Here is a 15,177-nt window from a genome sequence, read left to right as displayed (position 1 = left end):
AGATGGAGATGAGCTACCTAATTATGGTGAAAAACCCGACGGGTGGAGACCCTCTAGGCTGAGGCGAATGCTGCCACCAACCTACTTAAGAAAGTCAGCAGAACCTTGGGGCTTTGCGTGAAGGAACTGTCTAGAGGCGCTTTGACAACGCCGTTACGGGTTCTTTTGTGGACTGCGTAAGAATCCCCCGCCTTTAGGCGGTGGGAGTGTCAATTCTGGCTTTCCCGAACTCCTCTTCTTCCACCAAAATCACCGGGATGGGGCTGGTCTCCAACACCGCTTGCGAAGTGGATCCCAGCAATACTTGCTCCCAGCCGCGCTGGCCCCGCTTGCCCATGACTATATCGGTAACCTGACGCTCCTGGGCTAGGCCCACGATGGTCTCTGCCAAAGGCCCGGAGGCCAGGCAAAATTCGTGGCGAATGTCGGCCAAGAGGCGCTGGGCCAGCTGCCGCAACTGTTCTACTCTCTTCCCCTGCGGCTCGTCGGTAACATGGAGCACAATCACTTCCCCGTCCAGCCGCCGCGCCAGATCCGCTGCCTTGCGCAGCACTGCCTCGGCCAAGGGAGAAGTATCGACGGCTGCCAAGAAGCTCACCTTGCCCTGGCTGCCCACCTTGGTGGGATCCACCTCCCCTTTTTCCAGCAGGCGAGGGGCAAAGACCTGGGTCAGCCAAGCCCCTAGGGGTGCTGTGGCCAGAATCGACAAGGCCGCTATGGCCAGGATGGTCTCTCCGCCAGGGATCCCTTGGGCCAAGGGGATGCCGCCGATGGCCGCCTGCACCGTGGCCTTGGCCATGTTGCCCGGCAGCAAAAAGAGCCGCTCCCGCCAGTTCCAGTTGCTCCCTACCGTGGAAAGCCACCAGCCCAGGCCCCGGCCCAACAGCAGGCTCAGGGTCAAAAGCAGCAAGCCGGGCAAGAGCAGGGATCCCAGTACCTGCAGATCCAAAGAGGCCCCCAGCAGGACAAACAGCACGATCTCCGCCACCGTCCAGAGGGCGTCGAACCCAAGCCGCAGCCGCCGCGCCAGCGGCCCATCCAGTTGGACGAGAAAAAACCCCAGGGCCATCACCGCCGGGTAGCCGGAAAAATAGGGCCACACCTGCGACGCCAACACCAGGCCCAGCGCCAGGCAGGCTGCCAGCAACACCTCTTGCGTGCTGTTGCGCGTCCAGTTCTGCTGCACCAGGAGCGCCACCAAAAGCCGCGCCCCCAGGTAGCCGATGGCCACCCCCAGCAGGATCTCCATCCCCACCTGGAACGGCAGCCACTGCAGCGGCGACAGCTCCAGGCCGAACAGGCGAAGGCCCTCTGGAGATCCCTGCCCCAAAAAGCTCAGCAACAGGCTAAAGCCCAACAGCAGCAGCACGTCGGAAAGGGCGCTGCCGGTCAAAATGGCGTCCGGGATCCCTTTGGCCACCCCCCAGCCCAAGCTCTTGAGGCGCAACATCCCCGGCACGATCACCGCCGGCGACTCCGCCCCAATCACGCAGCCCAACAGCAAACCGGTAGGCCAGTCCAACCCCAGGATCCAGCGGCTCAAGAGCGCCACCGCCAGCGCCTCACAGGCTGCCGGCAAAAACCCCAGCCGCAGCGCCACGGATCCCTGCTGGGCCAGCTTTTCCCGATCCAGCCCCAGCCCGGCCTTCATCAGGATAATCGTGACGGCCACCAAGCGCAGATCCCCGGCTGCCGCCAACAGCTCTGGGGACAAGACCTCTTGCAACAGGATCCCGACCAGGATCATCCCCACTAGCGGCGGCATTCCCAGCCGGCCCAGGATCTGGCCGACAAAAAAGCCCATCCCCAAGATCCACAGCCAACTGCCCAGCATCAACAAAACCTCTCTCCTCGCCGTCCGCGTGTTGAAGGGCAGCCCAGGGAGAAAAAGCCGTTCGCGTTTCTGCGGGGTGAGAACTCAACATCAAAGACTCCCACTCCCTGGATCTGCCCAGAAGAGTAGGAGTCATCAGCCCCAGCTCTAAGTCTTAGAGAAACTTTATCCCTAGGATCTGCCTGAGGCGGTTGCGGCGAACCCCATCGCCCGTTGCCGGGAAGGACCAAGCAGCCTGCCCGCAACACATGTGCCCCTTACCATATCACGCCCCATCTTCCACCGCAACCAAGCGATAGGGGTGATGGGAACGGCCAATGGAGCCATAGAAATCGCTGCAGACATTGTGGGTAAAGCGATCGCTGAGGCCGCGGGTAACCTGCTGCACCACCTGGCTGCCCACTTTCTGAACCAACTTGCGCGGCAGAACCTGCAAAAACTTGGGCAAATGCAGCCGGATATTCAGCTGGAGATCCCAGTGGACGCGGGTGGTGGCCAGGGATCCCGGTAGTTCTTCCAGCCGGAAGCTGGCCCGACAATCCACCCAGTAGGGCAGGGCAGCATCCCCCGGCAGCTCAATGGAAGTCAGCCGAAATAGGTAATCTTCCTCCGGCCAAATCTTGATCCCAAAGCTGGGCTCCAGCTCAAATCCTAGGCCGCCCATGCGGAAGAACTGCAGCCTGTAGGTTTCAGCAGAGAGGGGCTCCACTCGCAACGGCTGGAAGCAGCGCTGGATCCACTGGCCATGGCCCCGCAGGTAACAAGCCAACGTCTCCCGATCGGTTTCCAGATCCACCTGGCCCCGTCGCCCGGCCTGCAACTCCAAGGGGGTCTTGGCTGGGGGCTGATCCATCTCCTCCAAAAGCGGCTCCCCTCCCTTGGACAGAGCACCTTCACTGAGGGGAACGACGGGCTTGGAGCTGGCGATAGACATCCCTAACATCTACCTGATAGTGAGCAAGAGCCACGAGGCAGTGGTACCAGAGATCCGCCACCTCGCGGGCCAGGGCTGCCTTGTCTCCCTCTTTTGCCGCCATCACCACTTCAGCCGTCTCCTCGCCGAGTTTTTTCAGGATGGCGTTGTCTCCCTTGGCCAGCAGGCTGCTGGTGTAGGAATCGGGCCGGGGATCCGCCTGGCGGGCCTTGACCACGGCAAACACCTGCGACAGGGTATCGGCGGCCGGCATGGGATCCCCTTCCTTCTCGGGGAGAGTGCGGAAGAAGCAGCTTCGCGCCCCTGTGTGGCAGGCCGCCTCTCCCACCTGCTCCACCAAGATAACCAGCGCGTCGCTGTCGCAGTCGTAGCGGATTTGCTTGACCCACTGCACGTGGCCAGAAGTTTCCCCCTTGGGCCACAGCGCCTGGCGGGAGCGGCTCCAGAACCAGGTGCGGCCCGTTTCCAGAGTCTTCTGCAGCGACTCGCGGTTCATCCAGGCCATCATCAGCACCGTCCCGTCCAGGTAGTCCTGCACGATGGCCGGGATCAAACCCTGTTCGTTGTAGCTGAGGTTGTCTAGATGGGCGATCTCCGCCGGCAGAAGAGTGCGGGGCAGATTTGCTGAAGCAAGAGAGGCCGAAGCAACAACCATCAAAGGCGGCAGAAAATCAGAAAGGTTAAAGATTCCTGAAAGCAGGATAGCAGAACTCGCCCCAGAAAGGATATCTCTCACTCCCCCCAGATCCCAACCCCGCTCGGCCACTTTCACGCGCAACAGTCGCGACCAGCCTGGCTTCTGCCGGGAGAAACTTCACCCTGCAAACCAGGGGGGCCTAGCCTGGCTTTGGCCTCAGCTTGAGGTTAAATCGCTGCGCTCACCAACTCTTTGCAGCTATGGCTGTGGGGAGTATGTCAATCCAGAGCCGCTCTCGGCAGCAGCTTCCGGGTCGGCTTGCGCTCCAGAGGCCAAGTTGGCCGCTCCAGACGGGTATCCACCAACACAGAGGCTGGGGCGAGATTAACCCGCTCCAGTAAGCGTTGCAGCAGTTGAGCATCGATGGCATCCACCCTAAGGACTCCGTCCCACGGACGCGATCGGGACAGGGTTGCCGTTCCCGCCACCAGGGGAGTGGGGGTTGTTTGCGGGGATCCCGTCTCACCGCCCCCAGCTAAGGACTCCGTCCCGCTGACGCGATCGGTCAACAGCAACTCTGCCACTGCCTGGGCCACCTCATTGCCATACACCCCATCGGGGCCAGAGGGGAGCAGATCCAGCCGTCCCTGCTGAGCGGCCAGGCGGCTTAAGCCCAGTTGCACCGCCACCACGGCCGGGCCCCGCTCCCCCCGCTTGAGGGTGCGCTGGCCGGCCAGGATGCTCTCCAGCTGCGCCTTGGCCACTTCCTGGTCGCCGCTGGGGAGCAACTGCACCAGCCCCTCCAGCCGGCTGCCGGGAGAGTTGGCGCTTGCCTGCTGCTGGGGATCCTCCCTCCACAAACGGGTTAGGTCGTAGAGCAAAATGGCATGGGGCACCGGGCGGCTGGGCTGGTTGGGGCCGGCATGGCCAGTGGCCAGAATTTCTCCTCGGTAAACCAACGAAGTGCTAAAGCCAGAGTCCAGCAGCACCGCCTCGCGGATCCCGATTTTGGGCAATAGGCTAGCCAGGATGGCGGCGTTGACGTGGGTTTTGGTAACTCCGATTACCACCTGATCCTGGTCGTCCACCCCAAAAAAGGCGCGGGGTCGGAACTCGGCGGCGCTAGAGAGGCGAAACGAGTCAATCTCCGCTGGCGAAAGGGCCCGGCCATCCTTGACCAGCCACAAGCCCGCCACAAACAGGTCCGTGACATCCGGCATGAGCTGGCGAAGGTTGTCGAGCTGAGTCATCGTGTCGGGATCAAAAGGCACAAAGCGCAGCCGATCCCTGCCCAGCAGCACCAGGGGGCGACCGCGCACCACCTTGTCGTCTTCGGGGCGACCGGGGATGAAGGTCTTGTGGTTGGCAGCCATCACCGGCCCCACCATGACGTTGCTGGCGGAGTTAATCCAGGGAATGGAGAAGAAGCTGCCGTTAATGCCCGCATCGGCCTGGTAGCGCTGGACTAGGGTCCTTACCTCGTAGCGCCGTTCTGCGTGCACTGTGGCTGCCCGTCCGCCGCGGATGGTGAGGATCCTCACCCCGTCAATGACCTCATCGGTCGGGGCCAGGGGCTGAGTCACATCCAGCCAGTAGTCGGGGCTGCGGCTGAGGGTGAAGGTGCGGGCGCCGATGATGGCCTCGGTGATGCGAAACTGGTTAAAGCGCCGTACCTCCAGCAAGTTGGGCGACTGTCCCGTAAAGCCGGGATCCATCGTAAAGGCCATCCAGTAACCCGCCTCGGCCAGGTATTGCTTTACCCGCTCGTCCCGATTGCCTTCCGGATAGGCGAAGTAGTGGATGGGGTGGCCCAGCTCCTCTTCCAGCTTGGTCTTGCAGTCAAACACCTCTCGCCGCAGACGGTTGTCGTCTAGCACCCGCAGGTCGGGAGGATGGTTAACGGTGTGGGCGGCAAAGTCGATCAACCCACTGGCGTCCATCTCCCGCATCTGATCCCAGGTGAAGTGATCTTTGCTGGTGGGCACGCCGACAAAGCCGGTCTGCACAAAGTAGGTGGCGGGGTAGTTGTACTCCTTCAGGAGGGGGTAGGCGTTCTCGTACAGGCCCAGGTAGGCGTCGTCAAAAGTGAGCAAAATGGCTTTCTCCGGCAAGGGATCCCCGTCCCGCAGGTGTTTGTAAAGCTGGTCGATGTGGATGGGAATCAGCCCCGCCTGCTTGATGGCTTCAAAGTGCTGTCGCAGCTCCGCCGCCGTGGTGTCAAACCAAACCTCTTTGCGGCCGGCCACCACATCGTGATACATGATGGCGGGCACGTAGGAGAGGCTGGCCAAGGGATCCAACGCAAAGGGATCCCGCTGCAGTTGCGGCTGTTGGGGGAGGGGCGGGCGCTGTCGGGCTGCCTTGGCCTCGGCCCGAGGCGCTGGCAACTCGGCTGGGGGTGGCAGCAGCCCCGACAGGCGGCTCACCCAACCAGGATGGGCAGTGGCCCAGGCCACCAGGGCTCCCGTCCCAAATCCCAGCACTGTGGTCAACAAAGCCAAGAAGCGGAGCAGCCGGAAGCGCAACTGGGTTGGCGGTCGCTGCGCAGAGCTAGAAAGACTTCGGCCCAGGAAGGGGGATCCCCTTTTTGCCCTAGGAACTGGATGGCCGCCCCGGCGCGTCGGCGGCTGTCGAGACGTCATGTCCTCCTCCTCACCGGCAAAACCAACGTCAGTCTACCACCCCCATCTCCTGGTTGGGGATAGGGAAGCCCTTGCCCGTGGTTCCCTCCAAAACGCCCAGGGATCCCTTTCCTCGCCCAGGTAGCACCCCAGCCCATAGAAGTGGCAGCAGAGCCAAAGCCCACCGCCCCAGATGCCTTCCAGGCAAGTTAGTCGAGGTTGCTCAACAAATTGGACTCCGTAATGCTGACGATCTTGCCCCCCCTTTGGGTAATCCGCTTTACTTCTTGAGAAAGGCGGCTGAAGGGCACTTTGTACTCGACAACGCTTTTGCGCACGCCCCCTCCCACCAGACCGGCTACCTTGATGGTGAAGATCTTGTCGCTGTTGGGCAGGGACGAGGCTGCCGAAGGGGCAACCTGAGCAGGTTTGGTCGCTGGAGCCGCTTCCGCTTGCGGTGCAGCGGCACTCTCCCGCTCCAGAAGCAGCCGCCAACTGCGAGGATAGGCGGGAGCCAGACGATAAACCACCTTGTAAGAGCCGGTTACATGGTCATCTTCCGACTCCACCCTCACCACTGTTCCTGCTGGGATATCCAGTTTGGCGCCCTTGGACATGACTTTAATTCCAGGCCAATTGGTGGGCACATCCGTCAGCAGCTCAACTTCAAAGGACTGATCCCCCAACAACAACTTGGCCATGTGAATAACTCCGTTTTGCTCATCAGCAGGCGGCAGCCGAAGATCTGTGGCCGACCACGGCTTCACCGCTAGACATTTTACCGTTGCGGCTGCACCCCCTGAAGCTTCCCGCCGGCATCTGTCATCGAAAGTGGGTTTGTTGTAGATTTGTTAAGAAGTTGTAGTTGTCCCGAAGGTGGAGGGATCCCTATGCTGAGTGTGGCTCTGCCCGATCTGTCGGCAACTTCGGAGAGGTTGACGGCCGCCTTGCAGCCAGTGGCCCAGTTTTTTGCCGGCTTCAACCTGCCCCAGCCAATCGTGCAATGGGGACATCCTTTGATGATGGGCATTGTGGTAGTGGTCATGGGCAGCTTTGTCGGCCTGACCGGCTGGCGGGGGCGGGTCTTGCGCCTAGCAGCCGAGGGATCCCTGCCGGAATCGGCCCAAAAGCCGCTTTGGGATCACCGCAAGCTGGCCCCTTGGATGGCCACCTTCATTGCCCTAGGCTACACCGGCGGCCTTCTCTCCTTGGTCATGCAGGGCCAGCCCCTGCTGAGCAGCCCCCATTTTTGGACGGGATCCCTGGTGTTGCTGCTGTTGGCAGCCAACGGTGCCCTGTCCCTAAGTGGCTTTGGGGGCAACCGCGAGGCCCTGCGCACCACCCATGCCTACTTAGGCAGCCTCATCCTCTGCGTGCTCTTCGCCCATGCTTTGCTGGGACTGAAGCTGGGCCTATCTCTGTAGGCGATCCCGGCTTTCTTCCTTCCAGTGCCTGGGGTGGGGGCGTTGCTCAGCGAAGTAAGCAGAACCTTAGGGCTTTGCCCTAGAGAACTGTGTAGGGGCGTCTTGACAACGACTTGATGAGTCCGCTTGTGGACTGCGTAGGAATCCCCCGACTTTAGTCGGGGGAGTGTTTCGGGACAAAGAGACGGCCCCAGAAGTTGTAGCCGAGGGATTTTTCTGGAACTTCAAGGGAGATGAGGCTCTGTTCCCGCTGGTTTCCGAAGCCTAACGAATTCGTCTAGCCCACTTTTCAATCCCCTACTTCCAGTTCATACCTCCCTGGCGGAACCTCTGCCCTACCAGATTAGCGCCGTCTATGAAAAAATGCTGACGCGGCAGCCGCTGCGCTTTTTGCTGGCTGAAGATCCCGGCGCCGGCAAGAGAGTTATGGCGGGGCTCTTGATTCGCGGCAATCTGCACCGTTGTCTCATTGTCTGTCCTGGCAGCCTAGTGCTGCAGCGGATTGAAGCTGCGCGAACGGGAAATTTGTTTCAAGAGATCCCTTTGCTGATTGCCCGGCTGGATAAACTGAGCCGAGATGAGGCGCTGCAAGAAAAGCTGAAGGCAACAGATTGGGATTTGATTGCTGTCAATGAGGCTCACAAGCTCTCGGCCTCTTTTTTCGGCGGAGAAGTCAAGGAAACCAAGCGCTATAAGCTAGGTAAGTTGCTCTCCCAGCTAACGCGCCATTTCTTGCTAATGACAGCTACCTCCCACAATGGTAGGGAAGAGGATTTTCAGCTCTTCCTAGCCCTTCCGGGCGGGGATCGCTTTGAGGGAAGATTCTCAAGAAAGTGATGGCAATTATTGCGGAACAACCAGACTTCTACCTGTGGCAGTATCAAGAACTCTTGCGGGAGGGCTTAGCGATTGATGTGAGTACCGTCACGATACACAATCTCTTGAAAAAGCAAGGAATGACTCTAAAAAAAGACTTACCGCAGTGCGAGAGACCAAGAAGAAGAGGTGCAAAGAGAACGACTAGCTTATAGTCAAGAAGTCAGGGATATTCCAGCGGAGGATTTGATTGCCCTCGACCAGACAGGGGTGTGGGAGGGAATGAAACGGGGAGTAGCTCGGAAAAGAGGGCCTATGAGCAGGAGACAGGCACTGGCTAGAGCAGTTCTGGGCGGCTTAGCTTGTGTCGGCTTAGGTTTTGGGTGTGGTCGCGGCCCTTGGCTGCGCCAGTTGGGCACCCCTTCCTCTGACGAAGCCCGCGCCATCGCGATTGATGCCCAGGGAAATGTTTGGGTGGCAGGGGTAACCGAGGGAAACTTTTTTGGCCAAAGCTCGGCGGGGAGCAGCGATGTTTTCTTGCGCAAGTACACAAGAGGATAGCTTGGTAGCCCCGTACTTGAGTGCGGGGCGGAAAAGCCCTTGAGCAACTTTAGTTGCTTCTTTGTTATAGTTAGTACAGAGCTTCTCCAGGAAAACAACCTACTGCGGTGCAAAACCCGCGCGGCAATAACTAACCTGGAGGAACTTAAGTCCGAAGTAAGCAGAACTTTGAGGTTATGCCTCAAAGGACTGTCTAGGGGCGTCTTGACAGCGCCTTCGCGAGTCCATTTTGGGCTGCGTAAGAATCCCCTGGGTGGGAGTGTCAACCAGGGAACTTTCCCCGGCCAGACCAGCGCCGGCGGGCAGGCTGCTTTTGTGCTTAAGTACGGTCGCTAAGCTGAGGTGTACGCTGAGGAGAAGTTACTGGCGGAGCGCTTGGCGCTGGCTCTATGCATCGGATAGCCGCTTTGCCAGGGGGATGGGATCCTTCGCAAGGCGGGGTCGTTTTCCTGGAGCAGGATCCGGCCCCCATCGTTGTCCTGTCGGCAGCCGACACGGATCTGACGGCCTTGAGCGCGGCGATGCGGCTGCTGCCGGCTGATTTTCCAGCGGTGCGGGCGGCCAATTTGCTGCAGTTGCAACAGCCCCTGAGCATCGACGACTACGCCGAGAAAGTGTTGCGGCGGGCCCAGGTGGTGCTCCTTCGCCTTTTGGGGGGAAGGGCCTACTGGAGCTATGGCCTGGAGGTGGCCAAAGAGGTAGCGGCAGCAGCGGGATCCACCCTGATTGTGATCCCTGGGGATGACCGCCCCGACTGGGATTTGGTCAGCCACTCCACCGTGCCCCTAGCGGTGGCAGACCGGGTGTGGCAGTACTGGCTGGAAGGGGGGGCGGCCAATGTGGCGGCCTGCTTGAAACTCTTGGCCAGGGAGTTCCTGGGGCAGGAGTACGCCGTGCCGGAGCCGCAGGTGCTGCCCCGCCTGGGGATCTACCATCCCCCCCTGCCCAGGGATCCCCACGCCCCCAAGGTAGGGATCCTGCTCTACCGGGCCCATGTTTTGGCGGGGAATACGCAGCCCATAGATGTCCTGGCCGAAGCCCTGCAGGAGCGGGGGTTGCAGCCGCTGTGTCTTTATACCTACAGCCTGCAGGAGCCGGACTTGCCCCAGGCCATGCGGGAGCACTTCGGCGGCCAAATTGAACTTTTGTTGAACACCACCAGTTTTTCCCTCGCTCGGCTGGAGAGCGAGCAGCCCGATGTTCGCCTTTGGCAGGAGCTGGATGTGCCGGTTGTGCAGGTGGTCTTGAGCAGCGGGTCGCGGGAGCGCTGGGAGAACGCCACGCGAGGCTTGGGGGCGCGGGATCTGGCCATGAACGTGGTGCTGCCAGAGGTGGACGGGCGCATCCTCAGCCGGGCCATCTCGTTCAAGACGGTTCAACAGTGGGATCCCCGCCTGCAGACGGAGATCATGGCCTATGAGGCCGTGCCGGATCGGGTGGCGTTTGTGGCCGAGCTGGCGGCCAACTGGGTAAAGCTGCGGCGCACCCCTGCCGAGCAGCGCCGTCTGGCCTTGATTTTGGCCAACTACCCCAGCCGGGATGGGCGGCTGGCCAATGGGGTAGGGTTGGATACACCGGCAAGCTGCGTCGAGATCCTCAAAGCCCTGGCGCAAGCCGGCTACCGCGCCTGTCCACTGCCCCAGAGCGGAGATGAGCTCATCCGCTGGCTAACCCAGGGCCAAACCTATGATCCGCTGGGATCCCTACGCCCGGCGCGGCAGGTGCTGCCGGCTGCCCTCTATCGGGAGTGGTTTGCCCAGTTGCCTGCCGCTGTCCAAGGCGATCTGCTGCGGCAGTGGGGGGATCCGCCTGCCCACGACATCCCCATTGTCGGCCTGCAGTTGGAGCACGTTTTTGTCGGGATCCAGCCGCCGCGGGGCTACGACCGGGATCCCTCTTTGAACTACCACGCTCCGGATCTGGTGCCACCCCACGAGTACCTGGCCTTTTACCTGTGGCTGCGCCAGGTGTTCGGCGTCCACGCGGTGGTGCATGTGGGCAAGCACGGCAACCTGGAGTGGCTGCCCGGCAAGGGATCCGCCCTTTCCGCCACCTGCTACCCAGAAATTGCCCTAGGGCCTCTGCCCCACTTCTATCCTTTCATCGTCAACGACCCCGGCGAAGGATCCCAGGCCAAGCGGCGGGCCCAAGCGGTGATCCTCGACCACCTCACCCCGCCCCTGACCCGCGCCGAGCTCTACGGCCCCTTGGCAGAGTTGGAGCGGCTGATGGACGAGTACTACGAGGCCCAGCAGATGGATCCGGGCCGCTGCCCCCTGATTCGCGCCCAGATCCAAGAGCTGGTTCGCCGAGAGCAGCTGGACTGGCAGTTCAACCTGGAGAAAGAGGAAGACTGGGGCCGCCTCGATGGCTACCTCTGCGAGCTCAAAGAATCCCAGATCCGGGATGGGCTGCACATTTTTGGCCGCACCCCCACTGGCGAGCAACTGGTGGATCTCCTGTTGGCCCTGGCCCGCTACCCGGGCGCTGGCCAGTTGGGCCTCACCCAGGCCATTGCCCGCGACTGGGGCTGGGACTGGGATCCCCTAGCCGTTGACCTGACAGAGCCCTGGCCGGACAAACCGCCGGCTTAGTTGCAAGAAAAGGCTCGTTGTCTCGATCCCCAACCCCCCTCTCCCTCTGGGAGAGGGGCCGGGGGTGAGGGGTTGACGTTTTAATAGCGAGTTAATAGCGAGATTGGAAGTTGCGCCGCCGCTCGCCGCCGTTACCAGAGCGGAAACCGGAGGTGGGGCGTTCTTCCCGCGGGCGAGCCTTGTTGACCTTGAGGTCGCGGCCCATCCATTCCGCGCCATCCAGAGCGGCAATGGCAGCCTGCTCTTCGGCCTCAGAGCTCATTTCCACAAACCCAAAGCCGCGGATGCGGCCCGTCTCGCGGTCGGTGGGGATCTGCACCCGCTTCACAGAACCGTACTCGGCAAACACAGCGGTCAATTCCGCTTCCGTCACCTTAAAGGAAAGGTTACCTACATAAATCGACATCGACGATCTCCGAAAGAGAGAGGAACAAGCGAGATATTCGGAGAGCCGTCTGCCAATACAAAACGTGAAAACCCGTCCAGACCGGAAGAACCGAACGCTACAACCGACATTTATCTCGAGCTAAGCCTTATCGTAACACAGAGATGGGGAATGGCCACTGCAATTTCGCAAAAATAGCCGGTGCCATTAAGCTCGAGGCTACGAAAGTCGGCTGCCCAGGGCAAGAGCCGCCAAGGAGAGCGCTCCCCACTGCTCTAGCCCAACTTTTCCATGCGGGCTTGCAAAAGCTGCATCTGGGCCTCCAGCTCCGCCAGTTGCTCGCGGCTGGCCTGCACCACTTCGGGGTTGGCCCGGCTGAGGAAATTGGGGTTCTCCAGGCGGGCGCGGATCCCTTGGGCTTCTTTTTGCAGCTTGGCCAGATCTTTTTGCACCTTGGCCCGCAGCGCCTCCACATCCACCAGCCCTGCCAGGGGCACCACCACCTGCACTGTGCCCACTACGGCAGCCGCCACCTGCTTGGGATCCCTGGCCAGGGATCCCGTGATTTCTAAGGACTCCACCTTGGCCAGCTCGCGGATGTAGGCCTGGGCGGCGGTGAGAATCTGCTGCTCCTCAGGATCCTCGGTAACCAGCAGGGCAGTGATGGTCTGATGGGGCTTGAGGCCAGCTTCCGCTCGCAGGTTGCGCAGGCTAGTGATGAGTTGGGTGACCAAGCCAAACTCCCGCTCCAGTTGCGGGTTAACCCAGCTGGGGTCGGGGGTGGGATAGGGCTGGACGGAGATGGAGGTGGCTTGGTTGGCCTGGGTGAGGAGCTGCCAGACTTCTTCGGTGATATGGGGCATCCAGGGGTGCAGCAGCCGGAGGATGGTCTCCAGCACGCTGGCCAACACCTGCTGTGCCGTGCGCTTGGAGGTGGGGTCTTCCCGCCGCAGCCGCGGCTTGACCAGCTCGATGTACCAGTCACAAAAGTCATCCCAAATCAGGGAGTACAAGAGCCGCGCCCCCTCGCCCAGGCCGTAGGCTTCCAGCTCTTCAATAACCTGGGTGGCCGTGGAGTGCAGCCGCGACAGGATCCAGCGATCGGCCAGCTCCAGCGCCTCCGGAGCCGGGGATCCCAGTTGGGCGGGGGTTTGCCCCTCTAGGTTCAGCAGCACAAAGCGGGAGGCGTTCCAGATCTTGTTGGCAAAGTTGCGGGCCGCCTCGACGCTGGCGCTCTCGCCAGTCTTGCGGTCGTAGGCCAGGCGGATATCCTGGCCGGCCCCCACCACTTCTTTAACCAAAGCGTAGCGCAGGGCGTCGGTGCCGTACTTGTCCAAAAGCTCGATGGGATCGATGCCGTTGCCCTTGGACTTGGACATTTTCGCCCCGTGCTCGTCCCGCACCAGGCCGTTGATGTAGACATCTTTGAAGGGGATCTGGCCGGTAAACTGCACTCCCATCATGGCCATGCGGGCCACCCAGAAGAAGATGATGTCGAAGCCCGTAGACATCAGGGAGGTGGGGTAGTAGCGCTTGAAGTCCTCCGTCTCCTCCGGCCAGCCCAGCGTGGAAAAAGGCCACAGCGCCGAGCTAAACCAGGTGTCCAACACATCGGGATCCCGCTCCAGCCGCTCCACGTCGGGGCCGAACTTCTCCCGCGCCTTGGCCCACGCCTCTTCGGCGTTGCGGGCCACCACAAAAGCCTGCGGATCCTCAGGGAGCTGGCCGTCGATGACCGCATACCAGGCCGGGATCTGGTGCCCCCACCACAGTTGCCGCGAGATACACCAGGGGCGCAGCTTCTCCAGCCAGCCCGTGTAAACCTTGGTCCAGCGCTCCGGAATAAAGCGGGGGTTGTGGTGTTCCCGCTCCTCCTGCAAGCAGCGGGCCGCCATCCCAGAAACATCGCAAAACCACTGAATGGAGAGCAGCGGCTCAATGGGCACACCCCCGCGGTCGCTGTAGGGCACGCTGTGGGTGTACTCCTCCACCTTCTCCAGCAGGCCGTGCTCAGCAAACCACTGCACCACCTTCTCGCGGGCCACAAAGCGATCCAGGCCGGTGAAGGGATCCCCGTTCTCGTTGAGGGTGCCGTCCTTGTTGAGGATGTTGATCAAGGGCAACTGGTGGCGCTGGCCCATCTCAAAGTCGTTGGGGTCGTGGGCTGGGGTAACCTTGACGCATCCAGACCCAAAGGTGGGATCCACATACTCGTCGGCAATGATGGGGATAAGGCGATCCTTGATGGGCAGCCGAATGAACTGGCCGATGAGATGGCGGTAGCGCTCGTCTTGGGGGTTGACCGCCACGGCTGTATCCCCTAGCATCGTCTCAGGGCGAGTGGTGGCCACCACCAGGTACTGGCTGGGGTCGGCAGCCAAGGGGTAGCGGAAATGCCAGAGGTGGCCCTTGACCTCTTTGTTGTCCACCTCGATGTCGGAGACCGCTGACTGGGTGGCCGGACACCAGTTGACCAGATACTCGCCCCGATAGATGAGCCCTGCTTCGTAGAGGCGGACAAAGGCTTCTGTAACGGCTCGGCTCAGCCCCTCATCGAGGGTAAAGCGATCCCGTGTCCAGTCCAGCGACAAGCCCAGCCGCCGCAGTTGGCTTTTGATGGTGCCCTGCGACTCCTCCTTCCAAGCCCAGGCCCGCTCTAGAAAAGCCTCGCGGCCCAGGTCAAAGCGGCTCTTGCCCTCCTGGCGCAGTTGGTTTTCCAGAATGGTGTGCACGGCAATGCTGGCATGATCCGTGCCCGGCAGCCAGAGGACGTTGTAGCCGCGCATGCGCTTGTAGCGCACCACCACATCTGGCAGGGTAAAGGCAAAGGCATGGCCCATGTGCAGGCTGCCCGTGACATTGGGCGGGGGCAGCACCATGCTGAAGGCTTCCCCCGGCGCCTTGGGATCCGCCACGTAAAACCCCTTTTCCTCCCAAAAGCGCTGCCACTTCGGCTCGGTCTCGAAGGGGTTGTACTGGCTGGGCAGGTTGGCGGAGGAAATTGCAGCAGTCATAGGGAGGATAGGCCAACGGCTGAGAAGGATGAATCACTTTATCTTTATAGAGTAGCAGTTCAACCCTTTCCTTTGCCCTTCGGGGTAGAGTGGCCCATCGGTCTTGACCCCGATCACACAGCTAGAGAGGGATTCCGAGCTAGGGTACTGACATCCTCAGCGTTTGGGTACGGCGTTATGTTCAGATCATTGACGGCAACGGTACTGATGGCCCTGATGGCTCTATCCCCTGGGATCCCTGCCTTGGCGCAACAGGACTGGAAGAGCATGACTCTAGTCAATAATAAGCTCAACTATACTGAACTGAAAATAATGTATAATATGTTCAGTACGGATTACTACCAGTTGATCTTTCTG

General features: G+C 61.0%; 12 protein-coding genes, 1 pseudogene and 1 riboswitch. Of the genes and pseudogenes, 6 read left to right on the top strand and 7 right to left on the bottom strand.

Annotated features, from left to right (window positions below):
• Positions 1-193 precede the first annotated feature (193 nt).
• From NW848_RS03630 to NW848_RS03610, 5 genes are all read right to left on the bottom strand, one after another.
• Positions 194-1,834: a cation:proton antiporter gene (locus NW848_RS03630; RefSeq protein WP_414402677.1), complete on the bottom strand. Its 1,641-nt coding sequence runs from the start codon at positions 1,832-1,834 to the stop codon at positions 194-196.
• Between the two features lie 119 nt (positions 1,835-1,953).
• Positions 1,954-2,054, bottom strand: a riboswitch (Fluoride riboswitch).
• Between the two features lie 45 nt (positions 2,055-2,099).
• Positions 2,100-2,687: a DUF1997 domain-containing protein gene (locus tag NW848_RS03625; RefSeq protein WP_414402669.1), complete on the bottom strand. Its 588-nt coding sequence runs from the start codon at positions 2,685-2,687 to the stop codon at positions 2,100-2,102.
• A gap of 40 nt (positions 2,688-2,727) precedes the next feature.
• On the bottom strand, positions 2,728-3,423 hold the full coding sequence (gene hisIE, locus NW848_RS03620) for a bifunctional phosphoribosyl-AMP cyclohydrolase/phosphoribosyl-ATP diphosphatase HisIE (RefSeq protein WP_414402670.1): 696 nt from the start codon (positions 3,421-3,423) through the stop codon (positions 2,728-2,730).
• 260 nt (positions 3,424-3,683) lie between these two features.
• Positions 3,684-6,047, bottom strand: coding sequence for a polysaccharide deacetylase family protein (locus NW848_RS03615; protein ID WP_414402671.1), 2,364 nt, complete (start codon positions 6,045-6,047; stop codon positions 3,684-3,686).
• Between the two features lie 188 nt (positions 6,048-6,235).
• Positions 6,236-6,727 carry a phycobilisome linker polypeptide gene (locus NW848_RS03610; RefSeq protein WP_099812449.1) on the bottom strand — a complete coding sequence of 164 codons (492 nt, stop codon included), beginning with the start codon at positions 6,725-6,727 and terminating at the stop codon, positions 6,236-6,238.
• Between the two features lie 189 nt (positions 6,728-6,916).
• Here NW848_RS03610 and NW848_RS03605 point away from each other — a divergent pair, with 189 nt between their 5' ends.
• The 5 genes and pseudogenes from NW848_RS03605 (at position 6,917) to cobN (ending at position 11,421) form a co-directional block, all read left to right on the top strand.
• Positions 6,917-7,450 (top strand): DUF4079 domain-containing protein, encoded by a 534-nt coding sequence (locus NW848_RS03605; RefSeq protein WP_011429413.1) that lies wholly within the window; start codon positions 6,917-6,919, stop codon positions 7,448-7,450.
• Positions 7,451-7,840: 390 nt separating this feature from the next.
• Positions 7,841-8,287 carry a hypothetical protein gene (locus tag NW848_RS03600; RefSeq protein ID WP_414508934.1) on the top strand — a complete coding sequence of 149 codons (447 nt, stop codon included), beginning with the start codon at positions 7,841-7,843 and terminating at the stop codon, positions 8,285-8,287.
• A pseudogene (locus NW848_RS03595) lies at positions 8,278-8,569 on the top strand (IS630 family transposase); the annotation flags it as partial. The gene NW848_RS03600 and the pseudogene NW848_RS03595, both read left to right, overlap by 10 nt.
• Entirely contained in the window at positions 8,549-8,827 is a 279-nt protein-coding gene (locus NW848_RS03590) for an SBBP repeat-containing protein (RefSeq protein WP_414510462.1), read from the top strand. The pseudogene NW848_RS03595 and the gene NW848_RS03590, both read left to right, overlap by 21 nt.
• Before the next feature lie 389 nt (positions 8,828-9,216).
• Positions 9,217-11,421 carry a cobaltochelatase subunit CobN gene (gene cobN / locus NW848_RS03585; RefSeq protein ID WP_414402672.1) on the top strand — a complete coding sequence of 735 codons (2,205 nt, stop codon included), beginning with the start codon at positions 9,217-9,219 and terminating at the stop codon, positions 11,419-11,421.
• Between the two features lie 91 nt (positions 11,422-11,512).
• On the opposite strand, the gene NW848_RS03580 is transcribed toward cobN, so the two are convergent.
• Together NW848_RS03580 and NW848_RS03575 are read right to left on the bottom strand one after the other, a co-directional pair.
• Positions 11,513-11,827, bottom strand: coding sequence for an RNA recognition motif domain-containing protein (locus tag NW848_RS03580; protein WP_011429415.1), 315 nt, complete (start codon positions 11,825-11,827; stop codon positions 11,513-11,515).
• 254 nt (positions 11,828-12,081) lie between these two features.
• A complete protein-coding gene (locus tag NW848_RS03575) occupies positions 12,082-14,820 on the bottom strand; it encodes a valine--tRNA ligase (RefSeq protein ID WP_414508935.1) in 2,739 nt (912 codons plus the stop codon).
• A 177-nt stretch (positions 14,821-14,997) separates the two neighbouring features.
• Between NW848_RS03575 and NW848_RS03570 the strand changes: the two genes are divergently transcribed.
• Positions 14,998-15,177 (top strand): hypothetical protein (locus NW848_RS03570; protein WP_414510461.1); only part of this gene is annotated, 180 nt, incomplete at its 3' end.

The organism is Synechococcus sp. RC10A2, from assembly GCF_047502605.1.
This window is presented reverse-complemented; position numbering and strand designations above follow the sequence as displayed.

Bases quoted from the DNA above. Each gene is read 5' to 3' on its own strand.
- NW848_RS03605 (WP_011429413.1), top strand. From the start codon at position 6,917: ATGCTGAGTGTGGCTCTGCCCGATCTGTCGGCAACTTCGGAGAGGTTG.
- hisIE (WP_414402670.1), bottom strand. From the start codon at position 3,423: ATGGTTGTTGCTTCGGCCTCTCTTGCTTCAGCAAATCTGCCCCGCACT.
- NW848_RS03575 (WP_414508935.1), bottom strand. From the start codon at position 14,820: ATGACTGCTGCAATTTCCTCCGCCAACCTGCCCAGCCAGTACAACCCC.
- cobN (WP_414402672.1), top strand. From the start codon at position 9,217: ATGCATCGGATAGCCGCTTTGCCAGGGGGATGGGATCCTTCGCAAGGC.
- NW848_RS03580 (WP_011429415.1), bottom strand. From the start codon at position 11,827: ATGTCGATTTATGTAGGTAACCTTTCCTTTAAGGTGACGGAAGCGGAA.
- NW848_RS03625 (WP_414402669.1), bottom strand. From the start codon at position 2,687: ATGGATCAGCCCCCAGCCAAGACCCCCTTGGAGTTGCAGGCCGGGCGA.
- NW848_RS03630 (WP_414402677.1), bottom strand. From the start codon at position 1,834: ATGCTGGGCAGTTGGCTGTGGATCTTGGGGATGGGCTTTTTTGTCGGC.
- NW848_RS03590 (WP_414510462.1), top strand. From the start codon at position 8,549: ATGAAACGGGGAGTAGCTCGGAAAAGAGGGCCTATGAGCAGGAGACAG.
- NW848_RS03610 (WP_099812449.1), bottom strand. From the start codon at position 6,727: ATGGCCAAGTTGTTGTTGGGGGATCAGTCCTTTGAAGTTGAGCTGCTG.
- NW848_RS03615 (WP_414402671.1), bottom strand. From the start codon at position 6,047: ATGACGTCTCGACAGCCGCCGACGCGCCGGGGCGGCCATCCAGTTCCT.